Annotated in this window: 25 protein-coding genes and 2 pseudogenes; 18 read left to right on the plus strand and 9 right to left on the minus strand. The window is 70.0% G+C overall.

Going from position 1 to position 22,698, the window contains the following annotated elements; all coding sequences use genetic code 11:
- Window positions 1–92 precede the first annotated feature (92 nt).
- The 5 genes and pseudogenes from C6A87_RS10920 (at window position 93) to C6A87_RS10940 (ending at window position 3,543) form a co-directional block, all read left to right on the plus strand.
- On the plus strand, window positions 93–1,367 hold the full coding sequence (locus tag C6A87_RS10920; RefSeq protein WP_311117239.1) for a DUF222 domain-containing protein: 1,275 nt from the start codon (window positions 93–95) through the stop codon (window positions 1,365–1,367).
- Between the two features lie 50 nt (window positions 1,368–1,417).
- Window positions 1,418–2,156 (plus strand): annotated as a pseudogene (gene dapB / locus C6A87_RS10925) (4-hydroxy-tetrahydrodipicolinate reductase).
- Entirely contained in the window at window positions 2,153–2,620 is a 468-nt protein-coding gene (locus C6A87_RS10930; protein ID WP_311117240.1) for a hypothetical protein, read from the plus strand. The pseudogene dapB and the gene C6A87_RS10930 overlap by 4 nt, the downstream one beginning before the upstream one ends.
- Window positions 2,617–3,068: pseudogene (locus C6A87_RS10935) on the plus strand (flavodoxin family protein). The gene C6A87_RS10930 and the pseudogene C6A87_RS10935 overlap by 4 nt, the downstream one beginning before the upstream one ends.
- Window positions 3,069–3,081: 13 nt before the next feature.
- Entirely contained in the window at window positions 3,082–3,543 is a 462-nt protein-coding gene (locus C6A87_RS10940; protein WP_311117241.1) for a hypothetical protein, read from the plus strand.
- An 11-nt stretch (window positions 3,544–3,554) separates the two neighbouring features.
- On the opposite strand, the gene C6A87_RS10945 is transcribed toward C6A87_RS10940, so the two are convergent.
- Both C6A87_RS10945 and C6A87_RS10950 read right to left on the minus strand, forming a co-directional pair.
- The gene (locus C6A87_RS10945; RefSeq protein WP_311117242.1) at window positions 3,555–4,484 is read right to left on the minus strand and encodes a CoA ester lyase; all 930 of its coding nucleotides are present in this window, start codon (window positions 4,482–4,484) and stop codon (window positions 3,555–3,557) included.
- A complete protein-coding gene (locus tag C6A87_RS10950) occupies window positions 4,481–5,218 on the minus strand; it encodes a dienelactone hydrolase family protein (RefSeq protein WP_311117243.1) in 738 nt (245 codons plus the stop codon). Before C6A87_RS10950 ends, C6A87_RS10945 begins: the two co-directional genes overlap by 4 nt.
- Before the next feature lie 42 nt (window positions 5,219–5,260).
- On the opposite strand from C6A87_RS10950, the gene C6A87_RS10955 reads away from it, so the two are divergent.
- The 6 genes from C6A87_RS10955 (at window position 5,261) to C6A87_RS10980 (ending at window position 11,323) form a co-directional block, all read left to right on the plus strand.
- On the plus strand, window positions 5,261–6,061 hold the full coding sequence (locus tag C6A87_RS10955) for a thymidylate synthase (RefSeq protein WP_311117244.1): 801 nt from the start codon (window positions 5,261–5,263) through the stop codon (window positions 6,059–6,061).
- 121 nt (window positions 6,062–6,182) lie between these two features.
- A complete protein-coding gene (locus tag C6A87_RS10960) occupies window positions 6,183–6,671 on the plus strand; it encodes a dihydrofolate reductase (RefSeq protein WP_311117245.1) in 489 nt (162 codons plus the stop codon).
- Window positions 6,668–7,882, plus strand: coding sequence for a DNA glycosylase AlkZ-like family protein (locus tag C6A87_RS10965; protein ID WP_311117246.1), 1,215 nt, complete (start codon window positions 6,668–6,670; stop codon window positions 7,880–7,882). Before C6A87_RS10960 ends, C6A87_RS10965 begins: the two co-directional genes overlap by 4 nt.
- A 59-nt stretch (window positions 7,883–7,941) precedes the next feature.
- Entirely contained in the window at window positions 7,942–8,694 is a 753-nt protein-coding gene (gene thyX / locus C6A87_RS10970) for an FAD-dependent thymidylate synthase (protein WP_311117247.1), read from the plus strand.
- Window positions 8,695–8,744: 50 nt separating this feature from the next.
- Entirely contained in the window at window positions 8,745–9,647 is a 903-nt protein-coding gene (dapA, locus tag C6A87_RS10975; RefSeq protein ID WP_311117248.1) for a 4-hydroxy-tetrahydrodipicolinate synthase, read from the plus strand.
- Entirely contained in the window at window positions 9,647–11,323 is a 1,677-nt protein-coding gene (locus tag C6A87_RS10980) for a ribonuclease J (RefSeq protein WP_311117249.1), read from the plus strand. Before dapA ends, C6A87_RS10980 begins: the two co-directional genes overlap by 1 nt.
- Window positions 11,324–11,330: 7 nt before the next feature.
- On the opposite strand, the gene C6A87_RS10985 is transcribed toward C6A87_RS10980, so the two are convergent.
- From C6A87_RS10985 to C6A87_RS11000, 4 genes are all read right to left on the minus strand, one after another.
- Entirely contained in the window at window positions 11,331–11,996 is a 666-nt protein-coding gene (locus tag C6A87_RS10985) for a response regulator transcription factor (RefSeq protein ID WP_311117250.1), read from the minus strand.
- A 182-nt stretch (window positions 11,997–12,178) separates the two neighbouring features.
- Window positions 12,179–13,051: an SAM-dependent methyltransferase gene (locus tag C6A87_RS10990; RefSeq protein WP_311117251.1), complete on the minus strand. Its 873-nt coding sequence runs from the start codon at window positions 13,049–13,051 to the stop codon at window positions 12,179–12,181.
- Window positions 13,048–13,866 (minus strand): mycofactocin-coupled SDR family oxidoreductase, encoded by an 819-nt coding sequence (locus tag C6A87_RS10995; RefSeq protein WP_311117252.1) that lies wholly within the window; start codon window positions 13,864–13,866, stop codon window positions 13,048–13,050. The genes C6A87_RS10990 and C6A87_RS10995 overlap by 4 nt, the downstream gene beginning before the upstream one ends.
- A 41-nt stretch (window positions 13,867–13,907) precedes the next feature.
- Entirely contained in the window at window positions 13,908–14,222 is a 315-nt protein-coding gene (locus tag C6A87_RS11000; RefSeq protein WP_311117253.1) for a putative quinol monooxygenase, read from the minus strand.
- A 159-nt stretch (window positions 14,223–14,381) separates the two neighbouring features.
- Between C6A87_RS11000 and C6A87_RS11005 the strand changes: the two genes are divergently transcribed.
- Entirely contained in the window at window positions 14,382–16,955 is a 2,574-nt protein-coding gene (locus C6A87_RS11005; protein WP_311117254.1) for a DNA translocase FtsK, read from the plus strand.
- A gap of 12 nt (window positions 16,956–16,967) precedes the next feature.
- Here the strand turns inward: C6A87_RS11005 and C6A87_RS11010 are convergent, their stop codons facing one another.
- The gene (locus C6A87_RS11010) at window positions 16,968–17,489 is read right to left on the minus strand and encodes an amino-acid N-acetyltransferase (RefSeq protein ID WP_311117255.1); all 522 of its coding nucleotides are present in this window, start codon (window positions 17,487–17,489) and stop codon (window positions 16,968–16,970) included.
- Window positions 17,490–17,531: 42 nt separating this feature from the next.
- Here C6A87_RS11010 and pgsA point away from each other — a divergent pair, with 42 nt between their 5' ends.
- The 4 genes from pgsA (at window position 17,532) to C6A87_RS11030 (ending at window position 20,337) form a co-directional block, all read left to right on the plus strand.
- Entirely contained in the window at window positions 17,532–18,128 is a 597-nt protein-coding gene (pgsA, locus tag C6A87_RS11015) for a CDP-diacylglycerol--glycerol-3-phosphate 3-phosphatidyltransferase (protein ID WP_311117256.1), read from the plus strand.
- A gap of 113 nt (window positions 18,129–18,241) precedes the next feature.
- The gene (gene clgR / locus C6A87_RS11020; RefSeq protein ID WP_311117257.1) at window positions 18,242–18,580 is read left to right on the plus strand and encodes a transcriptional regulator ClgR; all 339 of its coding nucleotides are present in this window, start codon (window positions 18,242–18,244) and stop codon (window positions 18,578–18,580) included.
- A gap of 110 nt (window positions 18,581–18,690) precedes the next feature.
- The gene (gene pspA / locus C6A87_RS11025) at window positions 18,691–19,506 is read left to right on the plus strand and encodes a phage shock protein PspA (protein ID WP_311117258.1); all 816 of its coding nucleotides are present in this window, start codon (window positions 18,691–18,693) and stop codon (window positions 19,504–19,506) included.
- An 18-nt stretch (window positions 19,507–19,524) separates the two neighbouring features.
- Window positions 19,525–20,337 carry a phage shock envelope stress response protein PspM gene (locus C6A87_RS11030; RefSeq protein ID WP_311117259.1) on the plus strand — a complete coding sequence of 271 codons (813 nt, stop codon included), beginning with the start codon at window positions 19,525–19,527 and terminating at the stop codon, window positions 20,335–20,337.
- Window positions 20,338–20,353: 16 nt separating this feature from the next.
- Here C6A87_RS11030 and C6A87_RS11035 read toward each other — a convergent pair whose 3' ends face one another.
- On the minus strand, window positions 20,354–20,806 hold the full coding sequence (locus tag C6A87_RS11035; protein WP_311117260.1) for a limonene-1,2-epoxide hydrolase family protein: 453 nt from the start codon (window positions 20,804–20,806) through the stop codon (window positions 20,354–20,356).
- A gap of 43 nt (window positions 20,807–20,849) precedes the next feature.
- Here C6A87_RS11035 and C6A87_RS11040 point away from each other — a divergent pair, with 43 nt between their 5' ends.
- Window positions 20,850–22,022: a nucleotide disphospho-sugar-binding domain-containing protein gene (locus tag C6A87_RS11040; RefSeq protein ID WP_311117261.1), complete on the plus strand. Its 1,173-nt coding sequence runs from the start codon at window positions 20,850–20,852 to the stop codon at window positions 22,020–22,022.
- Window positions 22,023–22,031: 9 nt separating this feature from the next.
- Complete coding sequence (locus C6A87_RS11045) at window positions 22,032–22,226, plus strand: DUF3046 domain-containing protein (RefSeq protein WP_311117262.1); 195 nt, start codon at window positions 22,032–22,034, stop codon at window positions 22,224–22,226.
- Window positions 22,227–22,230: 4 nt separating this feature from the next.
- Here the strand turns inward: C6A87_RS11045 and C6A87_RS11050 are convergent, their stop codons facing one another.
- On the minus strand, window positions 22,231–22,665 hold the full coding sequence (locus tag C6A87_RS11050) for a hypothetical protein (RefSeq protein ID WP_311117263.1): 435 nt from the start codon (window positions 22,663–22,665) through the stop codon (window positions 22,231–22,233).
- Window positions 22,666–22,698 lie beyond the last annotated feature (33 nt).

The raw sequence follows: 22,698 nt of genomic DNA on the forward strand, positions 1-22,698 counted from the left end.
AGATTAACCGCGGTACCGAATGTGCGGTGTCGGCTTCCCGGGACCGATTCCGCACGGCCGTTTTTGTCGGTGGGTGGTGTGAGGATGGGGTCATGTCTTCGACGGTTTCCGATCACGCCGAGCAGGTGGGTCAGTCGGAGCGCCTTGAGAGTTTTTTCGCCGAACTGTCGGAATTGGCCGGACAGCGTAACGCTATCGATGGGCGGATCGCCGAGATCGCTGCGGAGATCGATGAGGCTCGGTTGTGGGGGTTCACCGGGGTCAAGTCGATGGAAGGGCTGATCGCCTGGAAGCTGGGTACCTCGACCCGCAACGCCGAGACGATCGTGGCGGTCGCGCGTCGGTTGGAAGAGTTCCCGCAGTGCGCCCAGGATCTGCGTGAGGGCCGGTTGTCGTTGGATCAGGTCGGGGCGATCGCCGAAGGCGCTGGTGCGGGTTCGGATGCCCATTACGCGGTGTTGGCGTCGCATTCCACGGTCGCCCAGTTGCGCACTGCGATCAAGCAGGAACCCAAGCCCGAACCCGAGCCTCTGCCCGACGCTGAGGCCGAACCGGAGCCGGTGGTGGTGCCGCAGCCGTCGATTTCCAAGCGGGTGGAGGGGGAGTTCGTGTGCTGGCAGATCCGGCTGCCGGCCCCGGAAGCGGCGATCTTCGATGCGGCGCTGCAGTCCCATCAGGATGGGCTGATCGCCCAGTGGCAACGCGACCACCCCGATAGCCAGGATGGTGCGGGGCGCGCGCCGCTGCCGACGGGCGGGAATGCGTTCATGGCGTTGGTGGAAGCGGGCTGGGATGTCGAGGCCGCGCGTCGCCCGCACGGGCAGCACACCACGGTGGTGGTGCATGTCGATGTCAAGGACAAGATCGCCGCCCTGCACCTGGGGCCGGCGCTCTCGGCCGAGCAGCGCCGGTTCCTGACCTGTGATGCCAGCTGTGAGGTGTGGTTCGAACGCGACGGCCAACCCCTGGGCGTGGGGCGCACGACTCGCACGATCAGCCGCCGGCTGCGCCGGGCGCTGGAGTACCGCGACCGCTCGTGTGTGGTGCCCGGGTGCGGGGCCGCCAAGGGCTTGCATGCCCATCACCTGCAGCATTGGGAGGACGGCGGCGCGACCGAGTTGGACAACCTGGTGCTGATCTGCCCGTTCCATCACCGCCTGCACCACCGCGGCGGAATCACCCTCACCGGGCCGGCCGATCAGCTGGTCGTCACCGACCAGAGCGGCAGACCACTGGAACCGGGATCGTTGGCCCGGCCCCCGACTCAACCCCCACCCGAAGTGCCGCCCTATCGCGGACCATCCGGGGAACGCATCCAATGGAAGTGGTACCACCCCTACCAACCCCCACCGCCCACCAGAAACTAGTGCCCGGAGCGAGATTCCTGAGGTCAGTGCGTGGGCGTTAGGGTGTGCGCATGCGAGTCGGAGTTCTGGGCGCCAGAGGCAAGGTGGGCGCGACGATGGTGGCCGGCGTTCGAGGCCGCCGACGACCTCACGTTCACCACGGGCGTCGACGCCGGGGACCCGCTGTCGGCGTTCGTCGACAGCAGCACCGAGGTCGTCATCGACTTCACCCACCCCAGCGCGGTGATGGACAACCTGAAGTTTCTGATCGACAACGGGATTCACGCCGTCGTCGGCACCACCGGGTTCACCGACGAGCGGGTCCGTCAGGTCGAGGAATGGCTCGCGGCCAAGCCCGAGGTGTCGGTGCTCATTGCCCCCAACTTCGCGATCGGCGCGGTGCTGTCGATGCATTTCGCCCAGCAGGCCGCCAGGTACTTCGAATCGGTCGAGGTCATCGAGCTGCACCATCCGCACAAGGCCGACGCGCCGTCCGGCACCGCCGCGCGCACCGCCAGGCTCATCGCCGAAGCGCGGAAAGGCATGCCACCCAACCCCGATGCGACCAGCACCGGCCTCGACGGCGCCCGGGGTGCCGACGTCGACGGCGTCCCGGTGCACTCGGTCCGGCTGGCCGGACTCGTCGCGCACCAGGAGGTGCTGTTCGGCACCCTCGGCGAGACGCTGACCATCCGCCACGACAGCTACGACCGCACCTCGTTCGTGCCGGGAGTGCTGCTGGCCGTGCGCAAGATCCGCGAGCACCCCGGCCTGACCATCGGGATCGAGTCCCTGCTCGACCTGACATGAGCGACGGGGCGCGCGCACTGCGTACACAGCTGCTGATCGGCTTCATGTGCGTCGCGCTGCTGGTGTACTTCGTGCTGCTGGGGCGCTCGGCGGTGTTCCTGATCGCCTCGGGCGAGCCGGCGCCGATCGGGCTCGGGCTGGCGATCCTGATCCTGCCCGTGATCGGCATGTGGGTGATGGTGGCCACGCTGAAAGCCGGTCTGGCACACCAGCGTCTGGCGCGACTGGCGCGTGAACAGGGGATGGAGCTCGACGTCACCGACCTGCCCCGACGGCCGTCGGGCCGCATCGAACGCGACGCGGCGGACGCGCTGTTCGCCACGGTGCGCGACGAAGTCGAGGCCGATCCGGACAACTGGGTGCGCTGGTACCGATTGGCACGCGCGTACGACTACGCCGGTGACCGCGGCCGGGCTCGCGAGACCATGAAGAAGGCTGTGCTGCTGGAGGAGTCGGCGCGATGAGCGCGACGCTGCTGATCGTCCACCACACCCCGTCGCCGCACTGCCACGAGATGTTCGAGGCGGTGCTGGCCGGCGCGACGGGTCCCGACATCGAGGGAGTCGAGGTGCTGCGCAGGCGCTGACGGTGTCGCCGGCCGAGATGCTGGCGGCCGACGGCTACCTGCTCGGCACACCGGCCAACCTCGGCTACATCAGCGGCGCGCTCAAGCACGCATTCGACTGCGCGTACTACCAACTTCTCGACTCGACCAAGGGTCGGCCGTTCGGCGTCTACCTGCACGGCAACGAGGGCACCGAGGGCGCCGAACGCGCGCTGGCCGGCATCACCGGGGGCTTGGGGTGGCAGCGGGCGGCCGACACCGTGGTGGTCGGCGGCAAACCGACCAAAGCCGACCTCGAAGCGTGCTGGAATCTCGGTGCGACAGTGGCCGCCACCCTGATGGACTGACGAAGGAGTTCTGATGCCCGGATTCGCCGAATTCGCGTTGGCTGGTGCGCCGATCGCAGGTGGCGCGCTGCTCGGCCTGGCGGCGGGCAACCTGCGCGGACCCGACGTGCGCGGCGCGATCGCCAGTGACATGGACCTGCTCGAGCGGCTTCCGGCTGATCAGGTCGAGCGGCGTGCGGAGTTGCAGCGGACCATCGACATGCGCATCGACGGGCTGATCGCGGCGGCGGACAAGAGCCGCGAGCTCCGGGAACTGGCGATCTCCTACGAGGGAAACTGGCGCGACATCGTGGTGTTCATCTGCGCGATCCTGTTCACCATCGTGTGGTGGAACGTCGAACACAGCCGGACCAACTGGCTCGTCATGTTCGTCGTCCTGATCATCCTCACCGTGCTGGCGGGCATCTATGCCGCCCGCGGGACGTTGCGCGCCGTCGCGACGTACATGGCGCGCAGGCGGCCCGCGGCTCAGTAGTGGCCCGCGGCTCAGTAGTGGTAGGTGTCCGACGGCGCCGGGATGTGGGCGGGCGCGTCGACGTCGTCGAACTCCGAGGGTTCGATGTCGTAGGCGCGCGCAAGCTCCAGGATCTTGTTGGCGCGGGCGATCCGGGGCAGGTCCGAGCCGTTGCGGATCTCGCCGCCGTCGCGCTCGTACTCGGCCAGAAACTCCTTGGCCCAGGCGATCTCCTCGACCGACGGGGACAGGCCCTCGTTGACCGTCAGGCACTGTTCGGGGGTCAGGCAGATCTTGCCGGTCATGCCGAACTCCGCCGACACCGCGGTGGCCTCGCTGAGCCGCAACGCGCTCGAGCCGACCGTCGGTCCGTCGATCGCGCTGGGCAGGTGGGCGGCCTTCGCGGCGATCGTGAAGCGCGAACGGGCATAGGCCAATGTCAACGGGTTGTCGCCGAAACCGGTGTCGCGCCGGAAGTCGCCGATACCGAACGCCAGCCGGAACGTGCCTTTCGCGGAGGCGATCTCGGTGATGCGCTCCAGGCCGCGCGCGGTTTCGACCAGTGCGACGATCGGGACGCCGGGCAGGCGTTTGGCGGTCTCGGTGACGTGGTCGACCGACTCGACCATCGCCAGCATCACGCCGCCCACCGAGGTGCCTGCCAGTAGCTGCAGGTCGTCGGCCCACCACTGGGTGCCGAAGCCGTTGACGCGGACCCAGTCGGTGTGGCCCTCGCCGAGCCAGCGGGTCACGTTCGCGCGCGCCGCGGCCTTGTCCTTGGGCGCCACCGCGTCCTCGATGTCGAGAACGACGATGTCGGCCCTGGAGTGGGCGGCCGCCTCGAACCGCTCGTACTGCGCACCGTTGACGAGCAGCCAGCTGCGCGCCAGTACGGGGTTGATCCGCCGGCCCTGCTCGCCGAACGCTGATTCTCCGAAAGTCTGGTCGTACACGCAGCTCACACTAGGTGAGTGCCGAAGAACGACCGCATCGCGTCCCAGTGCTTGCGCGCCGCGGGCTCGTCGTAGGGTCCGTTGTCGGGCACGGCGAACCCGTGGAACGCCGAGTACCACTCGATGACGTGCTCGACGCCGGCGGCGGTGAGCGCCTTGTCCAGCAGCTCGCCGTCCGCCGCGGTGAACGACCGGTCGCTCTTGGCGGCGCCGACGTAGACGGCGGCGCGGATCCTGTCGGCGAGCAGGTGCGGGCTGTCCGCGGCGTCGGTGACCAGGCCGCCGCCGTGGAACGACATGGCCGCCGCGACCCGCTCGGGGAGCCGGCCGGCGATCACCAGCGACGTCCTGCCACCCATGCAGTAGCCGGTGGTGCCGAACGCGTCGCCCCGCACTTCGGGTCGCCCGCCCAGGTAGTCGAAGAGCGCGGCCGCGTCCGAGGCCATGATCTCGGGCGTCACCTTCGCGATCATCCCGGACAGGCGTTTGCGCTCGGCCGGGTCCTCGAACACCGTCGACATCGTGAACGGCGCCCAGTCGCCGTCGCGGTAGTACACGTCGGGTACCAGCACCGCATAGCCGTAGCCGGCCAGCCGGTCGGCCATCGCGCGGAAGGTGGGCCGGGCGCCTCCGGCGTCGGGATACATGACCACACCGGGCCAGGGCCCGCCCGAGTCCGGAGTGTGCAGGCTGATGGGGCAGGAGCCGTCGTCGGTCGCCACGGTGTCGGTGATCCTCGGCATGGGTTCCGTTCTACTCCCGTCGGCGCGACGTAAGCTAGCCCCGTGCCGATCGCCACCCCCTACGAGGATCTGTTGCGTCTGGTGTTCGATACCGGCATCGCCAAATCCGACCGCACCGGAACGGGCACCCGAAGCCTGTTCGGTCACCAGATGCGGTACGACCTGAACGCCGGGTTCCCGCTGCTCACCACCAAGAAGGTGCACACCAAGTCGATCGTGTACGAGCTGCTGTGGTTCCTGCGCGGCGACTCGAACGTGCGGTGGCTGCAGGAGCGCGGTGTCACGATCTGGGACGAATGGGCTTCTCCGACAGGAGATCTGGGCCCCGTCTACGGAGTGCAGTGGCGGTCCTGGCCGACCCCGTCCGGCGAGCACATCGACCAGATCAGCGCCGCGCTGGAACTGCTCAAGCGCGATCCCGACTCGCGCCGCAACATCGTCTCGGCGTGGAACGTCGGCGAGATCCCGCAGATGGCGCTGCCGCCGTGTCACGCGTTCTTCCAGTTCTACGTCGCCGACGGCCGGCTGAGCTGCCAGCTCTACCAGCGCAGCGCCGACCTGTTCCTCGGCGTGCCGTTCAACATCGCCAGCTACGCGCTGCTGACCCACATGATGGCCGCGCAGGCGGGCCTCGGGGTGGGGGAGTTCATCTGGACCGGCGGCGACTGCCACATCTACGACAACCACGTCGCGCAGGTCACCGAGCAGCTGTCCCGCGAACCGCGACCGTATCCGGAACTCGTTCTGGCGCCGCGTGATTCGATCTTCGACTACACCTTTGAGGACGTCGTCATCAAAAACTACGACCCGCATCCGGCGATCAAGGCCCCGGTGGCTGTATGAGGACTGCTTGCAGGTCCGAATCGAAGATGTTGAGGACTGCTTGCAGGTCCGAATCGAAGATGTTGAGGACTGCTTGCAGGTCCGAATCGAAGATGTTGAGGACTGCTTGCAGGTCCGAATCATGAGTACGACCGAACTCAACCTGATCTGGGCGCAGTCCAGTTCCGGGGTGATCGGCCGGGGCAACGGGATCCCGTGGCAGGTGCCCGAGGACATGGCCCGCTTCAAGGAGCTGACCATGGGCCACACGGTGATCATGGGCAGGCTCACGTGGGAGTCGCTGCCGGCGAAGTTCCGCCCGCTGCCGGGCCGCCGAAATGTCGTAGTGACGCGGCAGGCTGACTACATGGCTGACGGAGCAGAGGTGGTGACGTCCCTGGAGGACGCCCCGCTGGACGACGCATGGGTGATCGGCGGATCGCAGATCTACGGGCTGGCACTGCCGCTGGCGACGCGGTGCGAGGTCACCGAGGTCGACATCGGCCTGCGCAGGGAAGACGACGACGCGCTGGCGCCCGTTCTCGACGAGTCATGGATCGGCACCGAAGAGGACTGGCGAGACAGCGCGTCGGGGCTTCGGTACCGGTTCTACACCTATAAGAGGCGATGAAACTCACCGCCGCGCAGGCGCGGCGGGTGGCGGTGGCGGCCCAGGGCTTCCACGAGGCCGCGCCGACGGGACCGGTCACGCGCGCGCATCTGAAGCGGCTGATCGCGCGCCTGCAGGTGCTGCAGCTGGACTCGGTGTCGGTGGCGGTGCGCGCGCACTACGCGCCGGTGTTCAGCAGACTGGGACCCTACGACCGCGAGCTGCTCGACCGTGCCGCGTGGAGTCATTCGGCGCGGTCGCCCCGGCTGCTGGTCGAGTACTGGGCGCACGAGGCCGCGCTGATGGCGGTAGACGACTGGCCGCTGCTGCGCTGGCGGATGCGGGAGTACGAGCACGGCCGGTGGGGCAGGGAGATCGTCAAGAAGAACGCCAAGCTGGCCGACGACATCGTCGCCGCGGTGGGCGTGCTGGGGCCGTCGACGGCCGGGCAGATCGAGGCGTACCTGGAGTCCGAGCCGCGGGGCCGCAAGGGTCCGTGGTGGGACCGCAGCGACACCAAGTGGGTCGCTGAGGCGTTGTGGTCGGCCGGCGTGCTGACGACCGCGACGCGGGTCGGGTTCGCCCGGCACTACGACCTGACCGAGCGTGTGCTGCCCGCGGAGGTGGTCGAGCGCCAGGTGGACGAGGCCGACGCGGTACGGGAGCTGGTGTCGCGGGCGGCCACCTCGCTCGGGGTGGCCACCGAAGCCGACCTGCGGGACTACTTCCGGCTCAGCGCCCGCCAGGTCAAACCGGCCGTGGCCGACCTGCTGGCCGCCGGCGAGATCGAGCAGGTCGAGGTCGACGGCTGGTCGGCGCCCGCCTACCTGCGGACCGGGCAGACCGTCCCGCGCCGCGACCGCGGCACCGCGCTGCTGTGCCCGTTCGACCCCCTGATCTTCTTCCGGCCCCGGGTGGAGCGGCTGTTCGGCGGATTCCACTACCGCATCGAGATCTACACCCCGGCGCCGAAGCGGCGGTACGGCTACTACGTGTGGCCGTTCCTGCTCGACGGGAACCTGGTCGGCCGCGTCGACCTCAAGGCCGACCGGACCGCGGGGACGCTGCAGGTCCTCGGCGCGTTCACCGAGGACGGCCGCGACCACGCGCACGTCGCCGCGGAGTTGGCCACCCAGCTGACGTCGATGGCGGGCTGGCTCGGGCTTCCCGACGTGACCGTGGGGGAGCGCGGCGACCTGGTCCCGCGGCTGCGCGCCGCGTTGGCCGGCTGAACCCGGCGTACGGCTGTCCGCTGGGCCCGGCGGCCCGACCGTGACGTTAGGCTCACCCGATGGCCGAGATCGCGCCGCTGCGCGTGCAACTGATCGCCAGGACGGAGTTCACCGCGCCGCCGGATGTGCCGTGGAGCACCGACGCCGACGGGGGCCCCGCACTGGTCGAGTTCGCCGGCCGCGCCTGCTACCAGAGCTGGAGCAAGCCCAACCCGCGCACCGCGACCAACGCCGCCTACGTCCGCCACATCATCGACGTCGGCCATTTCTCGGTGCTCGAGCACGCGTCGGTGTCGTTCTACATCACCGGCATCTCGCGGTCCTGCACCCATGAGCTGATCCGGCACCGGCACTTCTCCTACTCGCAGCTGTCCCAGCGCTACGTGCCCGAGCACGACTCGCAGGTGGTCGCGCCGCCGGGCATCGAGGACGACCCGGAGCTGCTGGCCCTGTTCACCGAGGCCACCGACACCGCCCGTGCCGCCTACACCGAACTGCTCGCGCAGCTGGAAGCCAAGCTGGCCGACCAGGGCAACGCGACACTGCGGCGCAAACAGGCCCGCCAGGCCGCGCGCGCCGTGCTGCCCAACGCCACCGAGACGCGGATCGTGGTGACCGGGAACTACCGGGCGTGGCGGCACTTCATCGCGATGCGGGCCAGCGAGCACGCCGACCTGGAGATCCGGCGTCTGGCCGTCGAATGCCTGCGCCGGCTCACCGACGTCGCACCGCAGGTGTTCTCGGACTTCGAGATCGCGGTGCTGGCCGACGGCACCGAGGTGGCGACCAGCCCGCTGGCCACCGAGGTCTGAGCGCAAAGGCATTCGTGGGGCGCGAGGGTGACCGGGTAATCTTGGTGCCCGTGAGTAACAGCGGATTCGACGCCCCGGCCCGGTTGGGCACCCTGTTGACCGCGATCGTTACCCCGTTCAAGCCCGACGGCTCCCTGGACACCGACGCGGCGGCCCGGCTGGCCACCCGTCTGGTCGATGCCGGGTGCGACGGCCTGGTGGTTTCCGGCACCACCGGCGAGTCCCCGACCACCACCGACGACGAGAAGCTGCTGATGCTGCGCACGGTGCTGGAGGCCGTCGGCGACCGCGCGCGGATCATCGCCGGCGCGGGCAGCTACGACACCGCGCACAGCGTGAAGCTGGCCAAGGCCAGCGCCGCCGAGGGCGCGCACGGGCTGCTGGTCGTCACCCCGTACTACTCGCGTCCGCCGCAGGCCGGGCTGCTCGCGCACTTCACCACGGTCGCCGACGCGACCGAGCTGCCCAACATCCTCTACGACATCCCGCCGCGGTCGGTCGTGCCGATCGAGTGGGACACCATCCGCACGCTGGCCCGCCACCCCAACATCGTCGCGATCAAGGACGCCAAGGGTGACCTGCACGGCGGCGGCCAGGCCATCGCCGAGACCGGGCTGGCTTACTACTCCGGCGACGACGCACTGAACCTGCCCTGGCTGGCCGTCGGCGCGGTGGGCTTCATCAGCGTGTGGGGTCACCTCGCCGCCGCCCAGTTGCGGGACATGATGTCGGCGTTCGCGTCCGGTGACGTCGCGACGGCCCGCAAGATCAGCGTCACACTCGGGCCGCTGGCGCAGGCGCAGGCGCGTCTGGGCGGGGTCACGCTCTCCAAGGCCGGCCTGCGGTTGCAAGGGTTCGAGGCCGGAGACCCGCGGTTGCCGCAGATCCCGGCCACCGACGCCCAGCTCGAGGCCCTGGCCGGCGACATGCGCGCCGCAGGGGTGCTGCGGTAGTGAACTCCGAGCTCAACGCACCGGCTCCGCTGGCCCCCGGCGGGCTCCGGGTCACCGCGCTCGGCGGCATCGGCGAGATCGGCCGCAACATGACCGTCTTCGAGCACCTCGGCCGGCTGCTGGTCGTGGACTGCGGCGTGCTGTTCCCGACCCACGACGAGCCCGGCGTCGACCTGATCCTGCCCGATCTGCGCCATGTCCAGTCACGGCTGTCCGACATCGAGGCGGTCGTGGTCACCCATGCCCACGAAGACCACATCGGTGCGATCCCGTTCCTGCTCAAACAGCGCCCGGACATCCCGATCGTGGGCTCGAAGTTCACCCTCGCGCTGGTGGCCGAGAAGTGCCGCGAGCACCGGTTGTCCCCGAAGCTGATCGAGGTCGGCGAGGGACAGAAGAGCACCCACGGCGTGTTCGAATGCCAGTACTTCGCGGTCAACCACTCGATTCCGGGCTGTCTGGCCATCGGGATCCACACCGGGGCCGGCACCGTGCTGCACACCGGTGACATCAAGCTCGACCAGCTGCCGCCGGACGGCCGACCCACCGATCTGCCCGGGATGTCGCGTCTCGGCGATGCCGGGGTGGACCTGTTCCTGTGCGACTCGACCAACTCCGAGATCCCCGGTGTCGGACCGTCGGAGAGCGAGGTCGGACCCGCGCTGCACCGGTTGATGCGCGGCGCCGAGGGCCGGGTGATCGTCGCGTGTTTCGCGTCCAACGTCGACCGCGTGCAGTCGATCGTCGACGCCGCGGTCGCATTGGGCCGCAAGGTCTCCTTCGTCGGGCGCTCGATGGTGCGCAACATGGGCATCGCGCGGGAACTCGGCTACCTGCGGGTCGCCGACGACGACGTGCTCGACATCGCGGCCGCCGAGATGATGCCCGCCGACCGGCTGGTACTGATCACCACCGGCACGCAGGGCGAGCCGATGGCCGCGCTGTCGCGGATGTCGCGAGGCGAGCACCGCAGCATCACGCTGACCGAGGGCGACCTGATCATCCTGTCCTCGTCGCTGATCCCCGGCAACGAGGAGGCGGTGTACGGGGTGATGGATTCGCTGGCCAAGATCGGCGCCCGTGTCGTCACCAATCAGCAAGCGCGCGTACATGTCTCGGGGCACGCGTACGCGGGGGAGCTGCTGTTCCTCTACAACGGGGTGCGGCCGCGCAACGTCATGCCGGTGCACGGAACGTGGCGGATGCTGCGGGCCAACGCGGCGCTGGCCGCCCGCACCGGGGTGCCCGAGGAGAACATCGTGCTCGCCGAGAACGGCGTCAGCGTCGACCTGGTGGCCGGGCGGGCGAGCATCGCCGGCGCGGTGCCGGTCGGGAAGATGTTCGTCGACGGTCTGGTCACCGGTGACGTCGGCGACGCCACCCTCGGCGAGCGGCTCATCCTGTCGTCGGGGTTCGTCGCGATCACCGTCGTGGTGCGCCGGGGCACGGGCAAACCGGCCGCCCCCGCGCATCTGTACTCGCGGGGGTTCTCCGAAGACCCCAAGGCGCTCGAACCAGTGGCCAGGAAGGTCGAGTCGGAACTGGAGCACTTGGCCTCGCAGAATGTCACCGACCCGTCCCGCATCGCCCAGGCTGTGCGGCGCACGGTGGGCAAGTGGGTCGGCGAGACCTACCGCAGGCAGCCGATGATCGTCCCGACGGTCATCGAGATCTGACCGGCGGTCAGAGCGCGTCCAGGCGATAGCCCAGGCCGCGCAGCGTGACGAACCGGTTGGCGCCCAGCTTGCGCCGCAGATACCGGACGTAGACGTCGACGACGTTCGACCCCGGTTCGTGGTCATACCCCCAGACCTGGTGGAGCAGGTCTTCGCGGGAGAGCACCTGACCGGGGTGCCGCAGGAACGTCTCGGCGAGCTTGCATTCCCGCGCGGACAGGTCCACCGCGTAGTCGCCGACGTGCGCGCGGCGGGTGCGCAGGTCCAGGAGCAGGTTGCCGTACTTCAGCATCGGCGGTGCCGCGGCCCGGCCGGTGGTCAGCCGCAGCCGCACCCGGATGAGCAGGTCCTCGAACCGGAACGGTTTGGCCAGGTAGTCGTCGGCGCCCGCGGCGACGGTGGCCACGGCCTCGGCGACATGGGTGCGTGAGGTGGTCAGCACGATGACCGGCAGCGGACTGCCCTCAACGCGCAGGCGGCGCAGCACCGTGAAGCCGTCGAGCCCGGGCAGGCTGGTGTCGAGCAGCAGCAGGTCGAAGGCGCCGGCGCGGGCCAGCGTCAGCGCGGAGATCCCGTCGACCACCACGCGCACCGAGAACCCCTGGGCCGACAGTCCCTTCCGGACGAAGGTCGAGACCCTGGGCTCGTCCTCGGCGATCAGGATGGCGGACATGGCCGGGTCCGTTCGCGGTCGCCCGTGAAGTCGTGCCAGAAGTCGCCCATGACGTCCCCCTCATGCCCACCCACCACCGGCCGACGGCTCCCCAGCGACCGGCAACGGCCTAGTCGGCGACCGGCTCGACGAGCCCCCGACACCGCCGATGCTACGCCGACCTGCGACGGCGGCGTTCGAACTCAGCGTTCGGCCAGCACCGTCCACTCGATGGGGGAGGCGCGCACGGTGCGGCCGGTCGGGCGGATGTAGGTGTCGCGGAAGTAGCTCGGACCGGCCTGCTCGACCAGGCGCCAGCCGTGTTCGGCCAGCCGCTCACCGACCAGCTCGGGCACCATCCCGGACCGCCACACCTGGCGGCGGCCGCGGAACCGGCGGTACACCGCGTCGGCCCCATGCAGGTCGGCGCCGTCGATGAAGTCCTGGCGGATGTAGGTGAAGATCAGCCTGCTGCCGGGCGCGGCGCCGCCCAGCTGGGCCAGCGTGGCCTGCACGGCTTCCGGGCTCAGGTACTGGGTGACGCCCTCCCAGATGAAGAACGTGCGTTGCTCGGGGCGGTAGCCGTGCTCCTCCAGGGCCGGGATCAGCAGGTCCTGTTCGAAATCGACCGGCACCAGGCGCACCGAGGCCGGGGTGCCGCCGAGCACCCGCTGCAGCACGGCGGCCTTGCGGTCGATGTTGATCTGCTGGTCGACCTCGAACACCGGAAGGTCACCGTGGCGTGCGATCCGGCAGGCGCGGGTGTCCAGACCGGCGCCGAGCACCACCACCGAGTCGGTGACGTTCAGCGGATCCGACAGGCGTTCGTCGATGTAGCGCTTGCGGCAGGCGATGCCGGCCCACAGTCCCGGCCCGGACCGTTCGGTGGCCGCGTGCACCGCCCGGCGGACGGCACCGGAGCGGGTGGCTCGCACCAGCAGGCGCAGGTGCGTGGGCAGGAACGATGCCGCGAGGTCGTCGTCGACGAGTCGCCGCGGCGCCGGTTCGTTGTGCTCGATCGCCGCCAGCACCATCGGCCCGAAGGCGGTCTGCGCGGCGGCGTTCGGGGCGGTCATCGTTTATTGATATACCCCGCGTCGACCGGCAGCGTGACCCCGGTGACGTAGCGGGCGGCGTCGGACACCAGCCAGAACGCCGCGTTGGCGATGTCCTCCGGTTCCAGTGCCGACACCGGCAACGCGTTGCCCATGTCGGGCCCGCCCTCGCTCTGCTGGGCCATCCCGTCCAGCCAGGAACGGGTGAACTCGTTGTCGATCATCGGGGTGTTCACCGCCGACGGGTGTACCGAGTTGACCCGGATGCTGTGCGGGGCAAGGAAATTGGCGTAGACCCGCATGATGCCGACGATGCCGTGCTTGGCGGCGGCATAGCCGACCGAGCCTGCCATCGGGGCGCCGAGGCCGATCAGGCCCGCGACCGAACTGGTTAGCACGATCGATCCGCCGTTGCCGAACTTGATCATCGGCTTCATCGCGACGTCGATGGTGTTGTAGACGCCGGTGAGGTTGACGTCGATCACGTCCTGCCACGCGTCGGCGGCGGCCATCGGTGCGATGCCGGCATTGGCGATCACGATGTCGAGGCGGCCGCCCAGCTTCTCGGTGCCGTCGCGCACCGCGGCCTTCACCGCGTCACGGTCGCGCACGTCGGCCTCGTGGGCGACGATGCGCGCGCCGGCGTCCTCGACGAGTTTGACGGTGGCGGCCAGATCCTCCGGCGTGGCCAGCGGATAGGGGACCGAGTCGATCTGTGCGCACAGATCCAGCGCGATGATGTCGGCGCCCTCGGCGGCCAGTTTCACCGCGTGCGCGCGGCCCTGGCCCCGGGCGGCACCGGTGATGAAGGCGACCTTGCCGCTCAGTTCACCCATGATGTCCCGCTCCTGCGATTTCCCGCTCCTATGATTTCCCGCTAAGGCCGCAGCCGGCCCTTGGCCGGGTCGCCGGCCACCACGGGCTGGAGCATCTTGATGTCCGGCGCGCCGTCGAGCAGCTCGCCGACGGTGCCGAACAGGGTGGCCACCGCGGGGGCGGCGCTGTGCTTCTGCAGCGCATCCCCGTCGGCCCACTGTTCGACGAACACGAAGGTGCCGTCGGCCTCGTGCAGCGCGTAGAGATCGCAGCCGGGTTCGCCGTGCACGGCCTCGATGGCCGTCTGGCACGCGGCGCGGACCGCATCGACGGATTCGGGCTTGGCCTTCATGGTGGCGATGACGACGACAGGCATACGGGCTCCTCGCAACAACAATTCTGGACAGCTGTCCACCTTACTCAGCGAACGTGCCGCGGGTCACATTGGCTCACGTGCAGGTCAGGCGACCGTCACCAATCTGTGACCAGTGTGGCAGATGGTGCATCTGTGACCTTTGGGACTAGGCTGGCTCCCATGGCGAGTAAGACCGCAGCGCGATCCGCAGCCCGTCCGAGCAGGGCAAAGACGCCTTCGCGGAGCGGGTCCCGGTCATCTCGGCCGGCGGCTCCGCGCCGTAAGGCGCCCAGCCGGCGTCCGTCGCCGGTAGCCGCGGCCGGGACCGCGGTCGGCCGCGGCGTGCGTGCCGGCTGGCTGATGGTGGCCAAGGGTGCGGGCAGCACCGCGCGGTCGGTGGGCCGGGCGCGCGAACTGGAGCCCGGTCACCAGCGCGACGGCCTGGCCCTGGCGCTGCTCGGGCTGGCGGTGGTGGTGGCCGCGAGTTCCTGGTTCGACGCCGCCCGGCCGGTCGGGGCCTGGATCGACACCGTGGTGCGGGTGGTCATCGGCGCGGCGGTCGTGCTGGTGCCGGTGGTCCTGGCCGCCGTCGGGGTCATGCTGATGCGCTCGGAGCCCGACCCGGAGTCCCGGCCCAGGCTGATCCTCGGCTTCGCCATGGTCGCGCTGCCCGCCCTCGGGCTGTGGCACCTGTGGTCGGGTGCGCCGCAGGACCCGGACGCGCGTCAGAACGCCGGCGGATTCCTCGGCTTCGCAATCGGCGGGCCGCTCTCCGACGGGCTGACCCCCTGGATCGCCGCGCCGCTGCTGTTCATCGGCGTGCTGTTCGGCGTTCTGCTGGTCACCGGCACGACGATCCGCGAGGTGCCCTCGGTCGTGCGGGACATGTTCACCACGCGCTGGGAGCGTGACTACGACGACGAGTACGACGACTACGACGGCGAGTACGAGGACGACGGCGATTCGCCCGCCGACACCCGGCGCAGCGCCGCCGTCGTCGACGACCTGTCGGACGGCTACTACGACGAGGTGGACCCCGCCAAGGACGAGGCCGAGGCCTGGCCGACCGCGAACCAGCCCACCGAGCCGCTGGACAAGCCCGCCGGTCCCACCGGCACGCCGATGGACAACTACCCGCTCGAGGAGGAGGAGCCCGCGCCCCCGGCTCCGGTGGCCGCCGCGCGTCCGCGCAAGAAGCCGCGTCCCGAGCCCAAGCTGACGCTGGACCGGGTCGTCGAGGGGCCGTACACGCTGCCCCCGCTGGACCTGCTCATCGCCGGGGATCCGCCGAAGCGGCTGACCGCGGCCAACCAGCACATGACCGACGCCATCAACTCGGTGCTGCAGCAGTTCAAGGTGGACGCCGCGGTGACCGGCTGCACCCGCGGCCCGACCGTCACCCGCTACGAGGTCGAACTCGGGCCCGGCGTGAAGGTCGAGAAGATCACCGCGCTGCAGCGCAACATCGCCTACGCGGTGGCCACCGAGAGCGTGCGCATGCTCGCGCCGATCCCGGGCAAGTCGGCCGTCGGCATCGAGGTGCCCAACACCGACCGCGAGATGGTGCGCCTGGCCGACGTGCTCACCGACCCGGTGACCCGCTCCGACCACCACCCGCTGGTGATCGGTCTGGGCAAGGACATCGAGGGCGAGATGATCTCGGCCAACCTGGCCAAGATGCCGCACCTGCTGGTGGCAGGGTCCACCGGCTCGGGTAAGTCCAGCTTCGTCAACTCGATGCTGGTCTCGCTGCTCGCCCGCGCCACCCCGGACGAGGTCAGGATGATCCTGATCGACCCCAAGATGGTGGAACTGACACCGTACGAAGGCATTCCGCACCTGATCACGCCGATCATCACCGAGCCGAAGAAGGCTGCCGCCGCGCTGGCCTGGCTGGTCGAGGAGATGGAGCAGCGCTACCAGGACATGCAGGCCTCGCGGGTGCGCCACATCGACGTGTTCAACGCGAAGGTGCGTTCCGGGGAGATCACCGCCCCGCTCGGCAGCAACCGTGAGTACAAGCCTTACCCGTACATCCTGGCGATCGTCGACGAGCTCGCCGACCTGATGATGACCGCGCCCCGCGACGTCGAAGAGGCGATCGTGCGCATCACCCAGAAGGCGCGGGCGGCCGGCATCCACCTGGTGCTGGCCACGCAGCGGCCGTCGGTCGACGTCGTCACCGGCCTGATCAAGACCAACGTGCCGTCACGGCTGGCGTTCGCGACGTCGTCGCTGACCGACAGCCGCGTCATCCTGGACCAGCCTGGCGCCGAAAAGCTGATCGGCATGGGCGACGGGCTGTTCCTGCCGATGGGCGCGAACAAGCCGCTGCGCCTGCAGGGTGCGTTCATCACCGACGAGGAGATCCACGCGGTCGTCACGGCCACCAAGGACCAGGCCGAGCCCGAGTTCGTCGAGGGCGTCACCGCGGTCAAGGCCGGCGAGCGCAAGGACGTCGACCCGGACATCGGCGACGACATGGACGTGCTGTTGCAGGCCGTCGAGCTGGTGGTGTCGTCGCAGTTCGGCTCGACCTCGATGCTGCAGCGCAAGCTGCGCGTCGGTTTCGCCAAGGCCGGCCGACTGATGGACCTGATGGAGACCCGCGGGATCGTGGGGCCCTCGGAAGGGTCGAAGGCGCGCGAGGTGCTGGTCAAGCCCGACGAGCTGGCGGGCACCCTGGCGCTGATCCGCGGCGGCAGCGACGCCAACGGGGGCGACGCCGACGACGCGGACGACCCCGGCTTCTGACCCCAGCGGGGTTCAGAGGGTGAGCAGCATCCTGGTGTTGCCCAGGATGTTGGGCTTCACATAGGACAGGTCGAGGAACTCGGCGACGCCGGTGTCATAGGAGCGGCACATCTCCTCGTACACCTCCGCGGTCACCGGGGTGCCCTCGATCTCGGCGAAACCGTGCCGGGCGAAGAAGTCCACCTCGAAGGTGAGCACGAAGATCCGCTGCAGGTGCAGTTCGGCGGCCACCGTCAGCAGGCGGTCGACGATCGCATGGCCGACACCGCGCCCGCGCACCTTCGGGTGCACCGCCACCGTGCGCACCTCACCGAGATCGGCCCACAGCACGTGCAACGCCCCGCAGCCGATCAGCTCCCCGTCGATCTCGCCGACCCAGAACTCCTGCACGGACTCGTACAGCGTCACCAGGTTCTTCTCCAGCAGGATCCTGCCCGCGTAGATGTCGACGAGGGCCTTGATTCCCGGCACGTCCGAGGTGGTGGCGCGGCGCACCAGCAGCTGACCGGCGGATGCGTCCGGATCTGCGCTCATGCACCGAAGAGTATCGGCAAGGGCAACAAGTATTCTGTGTCGGTGCCGGGCCAACCACATACCGATCCTGTGGTTCCCCGTGCCCGGGTCGCGAACCTCGCCAACATGCTCACGGGTATCCGGATGCTGCTGGTGCCCGTGTTCCTGGTCGCGCTCTTCGTCGGCGACGGCCACGAAACGACGTGGCGCGTAACCGCGTTCGCGATCTTCGCGGTGGCGGTGATCACAGACCACTTCGACGGGGCGCTGGCCCGCAGCTACGGCATGGTCACCGAGTTCGGCACGCTGGCCGACCCGATCGCCGACAAGGCGCTGATCGGGTCGGCGCTGGTGGGGCTGTCCCTGCTCGGCGACCTGCCGTGGTGGGTGACCGCGGTGATCCTGGTCCGCGAGCTCGGGGTCACGGTGCTGCGGCTGGTGGTGCTGCGCCGCGGCGTGATCCCGGCCAGCCGGGGCGGCAAGATCAAGACGCTCGTGCAGGCGGTGGCGATCGGCCTCTTCATCCTGCCGCTGTCGGACGGCTGGCTGACCGCGGCGTGGGTGATCATGCTCACCGCCGTGGTGCTGACCGTGACCACCGGGGTGGACTACTTCGTCTCTGCGGTGCGGGACTGGCGTGGACGCCCCGCTGGTCGCTGACCGCGGGCCTGCGGCGGTCGCTGGGACATCCGGGCCCGGGATCGGGAACCATCCCGGCGCCGTCGGGCGTTGGACGTGAAGAGCAAACCCACAGCAATCGGAAGGGGCGCGCGATGACGACATTGCTGCGCGAGGTCATCGGCGACGTGCTGCGTCGCGCCCGGGTCGAGCAGGGCCGCACCCTGCGGGAGGTCTCGGACTCGGCGCGGGTCAGCCTCGGCTATCTGTCCGAGGTCGAGCGCGGCCGCAAGGAGGCCTCCAGCGAGCTGCTCAGCGCGATCTGCGGTGCGCTGGACGTGCCGCTGTCGTGGGTGCTGACCGAAGCCGGTGACGAACTCGCCCTCCAGGAGTCCCGGGTCGCGGCGGATGCCGCCCGGGCGGCGAGCACCGCCGGTATCGACGCGAGCACGAAGGTGGTCATTCCGCAGGTGGTGTCGATGGCGGTGGCCTGACCGGTTCCCCGGCAGGGGTGTGGCGATCTGCGCCGAACCGATAAGTTGGGGTGCAGGTACTTCCCGATACAGGCGACACCATTCGACAGACACGAAGGCGGAACGAACACATGGCCAATCCGTTCACCAAGGCGTGGAAATACCTCATGGCGCTGTTCAGCTCGAAGGTCGACGAGTACGCCGACCCGAAGGTGCAGATCCAGCAGGCCATCGAGGATGCCCAGCGCCAACACCAGGCGCTGACGCAGCAGGCGGCACAGGTGATCGGTAACCAGCGCCAGCTGGAGATGCGGCTCAATCGCCAGCTCGCCGACATCGAGAAGCTGCAGGTCAACGTCCGGCAGGCGCTGACGCTGGCCGACCAGGCCGTCGCCGCAGGTGATGCCACCAAGGCCACCGACTACACCAACGCCGCCGAGGCGTTCGCCGCTCAGCTGGTGACCGCCGAGCAGAGCGTCGAGGATCTCAAGGGTTTACACGACCAGGCGCTGCAGGCCGCAGGGCAGGCCAAGAAGGCCGTCGAGCAGAACGCGATGGTGTTGCAGCAGAAGATCGCCGAGCGCACCAAGCTGCTGTCCCAGCTCGAGCAGGCCAAGATGCAGGAGCAGGTCAGCTCGTCGCTGCGGTCGATGAGCGAGCTCTCCGCGCCCGGCTCCACCCCCAGCCTCGACGAGGTGCGCGAGAAGATCGAGCGCCGCTACGCCAACGCGATGGGCGCGACCGAGCTGGCCCAGAACTCGGTGCAGGGCCGGATGATGGAGGTCCAGCAGGCCAGCGTGCAGATGGCCGGGCACTCGCGGCTCGAGCAGATCCGGGCGTCCATGCGCGGTGAGCAGCTGCCCGCAGGCGGGACCACCCCGGCCGCCCAGGAGACCCCGGCCACCCCGGCCGCCAACCCGACACCGGAAAACCCGCTGTCCCAATAACATCCTGCGGAGTGTGACGTGAGTACCCGGACCAACCGACCCGAAGCCTGGCGTTCGCTGACCCAGCGCGGCATCGACACAGCCGCGGAGTGGTCGGAACTGATGGCCGAGAAGCTCAACGCCGCGGCGGACCCGCGCGCCAAACTGCTGCGCAAGCGGCGCTGGGCGCTGCGGCTCGGGGTGTTCTTCACGGTGTCGGCACTGTTCTGGCTCGCGGTGACCGCGCTGGTCGCGTCCTGGAGCACCCCGGTGTGGGCGCTGTTCATCCCGTCGCCGATCGCCGTCGGCGCGGCGTTCCTGGCCACGCTGGCGTTCCTGCGCTACCGCTGGCTGCGCGGTGAACCGCTGCCGCCGCAGCGCGTCTCCCGCCGCCTGCCGGCCTGGGGTTCGGCGGCCCGCGCGCCGATGGCCTCGCTGGCGGCCTCGGAGCGGGGGCTGTTCTCGCTGCTGGGGGTGATGGAGCGCGGTCAGATGCTGCCCGCGGCCGAACTTCTGGAGATGCGGGTGGCCGCCGAACAGACCGCGGCGACGATGGCCGCCACCGCCGCCGAGGTGGTGTCGATGGAGAAAGCCGCCAAGGCCGCCCCGCATTCCCGCGACTACCTCAGCCCGACGATTGCCGCGTTCACCACCCAGCTCGACCGTGGCGCCCGTCAGTACAACGAGATGGTCTCCGCGGCAGCGCAATTGGTGTCAGCGGCGAATTCGGGTCAGCTGTCGAGCTCGCCGATGGTGCAGCGCAGGCACCGCGATCAGCTCGGGATGGCCACCGACCGGCTCACCGCCTGGGCGCAGGCGTTCGACGAGCTGGGCCGGCTGCGGCAGGCCTGACCCCCGGGGCGGCGGGTCAGAACGTCGGGCGCAGCGATGGCACCGCCAGTCCGGCGATGGCTCGCAACGGCGCCTTGACCATCACGTCGAGGAAGTCGAAGTAGTCCCGCCACAGCGTGATCTGGCCGGCGTCGTTGATCTCGAACGTGCCGCACACCCAGAACTGCAGGCGCAGCGGTCCGAAGATCAGCGCGTCGGTGCGCTCGGTGAGGACCGTGCCGCCGCTGCCAGTTATCCGGTGGAACTTCACCAGGAACCCGAACTTCCCCTCACCACGGCGCAGCAGCTTCATGATCCGGCTGCGGCCCCGGATGGACGGCAGGCCCACGTTCTGCCAGACCAGGTCCGGGGCGGCCAGGGATTCGATGGTGTCGAAGTCCTGCTCGGCCATCGCGAACAGGAACTTCTGCACGGTGGCGGTGTGGTCGGTCGCGATCGGCAGTAGCGGATCAGGGGCGTCGTCGGTCATATCGCCCGAGCCTAACCGCGGGTGGTGTGGCAGGGTAGCCCGCATGCGCGTAGCCGTGGTCGCGGGACCGGATCCGGGGCACGCGTTCCCCGCGATCGCGCTGTGCCAGAGATTCGTGGCGGCCGGAGATTCGCCGACGCTGCTGACCGGCACGAGATGGCTCGACACGGCGCGCCGCGAGGGCCTCGACGCGGTCGAACTGCTCGGCCTGGACCCGACCGCCGAGGACGACGACGCCGACGCAGGCGCCAAGATCCACCACCGGGCCGCGCGGATGGCCGTGCTGAACCGCGACGTGATCGCCGAGCTGGCACCGGATCTGGTGGTCTCGGACTCGATCACCGCGTGCGGCGGGCTGACCGCCGACCTGCTGGGCGTGCCGTGGGTGGAGCTCAACACCCACCCGCTGTACCGCCCGTCGAAGGGGCTGCCCCCGATCGGCAGCGGGCTGGCGCCGGGCACCGGGCTGCGGGGCAGGCTGCGCGACACCGTGCTGCGGGCGCTGAGCGCGAAGTCCTGGCGGGAGGGGCTGCGGCAGCGCGCCGAGGCGCGCGCCGGGATCGGGCTGCCCGCCGACGACCCCGGCCCCGTCCGCCGGTTGATCGCGACGCTGCCCGCGTTGGAGGTGCCCCGCCCCGACTGGCCCACCGAGGCCGTCATCGTCGGCCCGCTGCACTACGAGCCGACGACGCAGGTGCTGGCCTTGCCCGCCGGCGACGGCCCGGTCGTCGTGGTGGCCCCGTCGACCGCGACCACCGGTGCCGACGGCATGGCCGAGGTCGCGCTGAGCGCGCTGGTGCCCGGTGACGCGCTACCGGCGGGGGCCCGAGTGGTGGTGTCTCGCCTCGACGGACCCGACGCCGCGGTGCCGCCGTGGGCGGTGGTCGGTCTGGGCAGGCAGGACGCACTGCTGGCGCAGGCGGACCTGCTGATCTGCGGCGGCGGGCACGGGACCGTGGCCAAGTCGCTGCTGGCCGGCGTCCCGATGGTCGTCGTCCCCGGCGGAGGCGACCAGTGGGAGATCGCCAATCGTGTTGTCCGGCAAGGCAGCGCGCAGCTGGTCCGGCCGCTGACCGGGGCGGCGCTGGCCGGCGCGGTGCGGGAGGTCCTCGGCTCGCCGGGTTACCGGGAGGCCGCGAGGCGGGCCGGCGCAGGCGTGGCAGGTGTCGCCGATCCGGTACGGGTGTGCCACGCCGCGATAGGGGCCCCGGCGTAGTTTGTCGGTGTGCGGTTGACGGAATTCCAGGTGCTCGTCGAGGGACAGTTCGGTGCGGCACGGGCGTCGTCGATGCTGGTGGACCACGTGCTGACCAGCATCGGTGGACGCACGCCCGCGCAGGCCATCGAAGACGGTGTCGATCCCCGCGAGGTGTGGCGGGCGCTGTGCGCGGACTTCGATGTCCCGCGCGACCAGTGGTGACCCGTCAGCGTTTCTGCTCCCCGCGCCCGGTGCCGGGGGTGTGGGACGGGCCCACGCTGTCGTCGTCGCGCTGACCTTCCGAGGCCTGCGCCGCCGGTTCCTCCTGCGCGGGGGAGGCGGTGGCGCCGCCGGGGGTGTCGGCCGGGGCCGGGGATTTGTAGTCTGGATCCGTCGTGGGGGCGGTCGCCCCTCCGACCCTGGCGCCGTGCCGCGCGGTGTCCTGCCCGGAGTCGGCCGACTCTTTACGCCCGGCGTAAGGCGGCACTTCGGGCTGGACGTCACGCGGCGGGTCCGTCGTGAAGCCTGTCTCGAAGTCGCGCTCGCCGGGTTCGCCGTGACTGGGCACCGACTCGGCGTCCTCGATCGCGCCGGACGGCCGGTTCGCCGGTCCGCCCGACGGTTGATCTGACCCGGTGTCCCGGGATCCGCTCGCGTTCATGGGACTCACTCCTCACCGGCCGCCGTGTACGCG

The sequence above is a fragment of the Mycobacterium sp. ITM-2016-00317 genome (assembly GCF_002968295.1).
Lineage (GTDB): Bacteria > Actinomycetota > Actinomycetes > Mycobacteriales > Mycobacteriaceae > Mycobacterium.

Excerpts from the sequence above, each read along its gene's own strand:
- C6A87_RS10920 (WP_311117239.1), top strand. The coding sequence starts at position 93 with ATGTCTTCGACGGTTTCCGATCACGCCGAGCAGGTGGGTCAGTCGGAG.
- C6A87_RS10930 (WP_311117240.1), top strand. The coding sequence starts at position 2,153 with ATGAGCGACGGGGCGCGCGCACTGCGTACACAGCTGCTGATCGGCTTC.
- C6A87_RS10940 (WP_311117241.1), top strand. The coding sequence starts at position 3,082 with ATGCCCGGATTCGCCGAATTCGCGTTGGCTGGTGCGCCGATCGCAGGT.
- C6A87_RS10950 (WP_311117243.1), bottom strand. The coding sequence starts at position 5,218 with ATGCCGAGGATCACCGACACCGTGGCGACCGACGACGGCTCCTGCCCC.
- C6A87_RS10960 (WP_311117245.1), top strand. The coding sequence starts at position 6,183 with ATGAGTACGACCGAACTCAACCTGATCTGGGCGCAGTCCAGTTCCGGG.
- C6A87_RS10965 (WP_311117246.1), top strand. The coding sequence starts at position 6,668 with ATGAAACTCACCGCCGCGCAGGCGCGGCGGGTGGCGGTGGCGGCCCAG.
- thyX (WP_311117247.1), top strand. The coding sequence starts at position 7,942 with ATGGCCGAGATCGCGCCGCTGCGCGTGCAACTGATCGCCAGGACGGAG.
- C6A87_RS10985 (WP_311117250.1), bottom strand. The coding sequence starts at position 11,996 with ATGTCCGCCATCCTGATCGCCGAGGACGAGCCCAGGGTCTCGACCTTC.
- C6A87_RS10990 (WP_311117251.1), bottom strand. The coding sequence starts at position 13,051 with ATGACCGCCCCGAACGCCGCCGCGCAGACCGCCTTCGGGCCGATGGTG.
- C6A87_RS10995 (WP_311117252.1), bottom strand. The coding sequence starts at position 13,866 with ATGGGTGAACTGAGCGGCAAGGTCGCCTTCATCACCGGTGCCGCCCGG.
- C6A87_RS11000 (WP_311117253.1), bottom strand. The coding sequence starts at position 14,222 with ATGCCTGTCGTCGTCATCGCCACCATGAAGGCCAAGCCCGAATCCGTC.
- C6A87_RS11005 (WP_311117254.1), top strand. The coding sequence starts at position 14,382 with ATGGCGAGTAAGACCGCAGCGCGATCCGCAGCCCGTCCGAGCAGGGCA.
- C6A87_RS11010 (WP_311117255.1), bottom strand. The coding sequence starts at position 17,489 with ATGAGCGCAGATCCGGACGCATCCGCCGGTCAGCTGCTGGTGCGCCGC.
- clgR (WP_311117257.1), top strand. The coding sequence starts at position 18,242 with ATGACGACATTGCTGCGCGAGGTCATCGGCGACGTGCTGCGTCGCGCC.
- pspA (WP_311117258.1), top strand. The coding sequence starts at position 18,691 with ATGGCCAATCCGTTCACCAAGGCGTGGAAATACCTCATGGCGCTGTTC.
- C6A87_RS11035 (WP_311117260.1), bottom strand. The coding sequence starts at position 20,806 with ATGACCGACGACGCCCCTGATCCGCTACTGCCGATCGCGACCGACCAC.
- C6A87_RS11040 (WP_311117261.1), top strand. The coding sequence starts at position 20,850 with ATGCGCGTAGCCGTGGTCGCGGGACCGGATCCGGGGCACGCGTTCCCC.
- C6A87_RS11050 (WP_311117263.1), bottom strand. The coding sequence starts at position 22,665 with ATGAACGCGAGCGGATCCCGGGACACCGGGTCAGATCAACCGTCGGGC.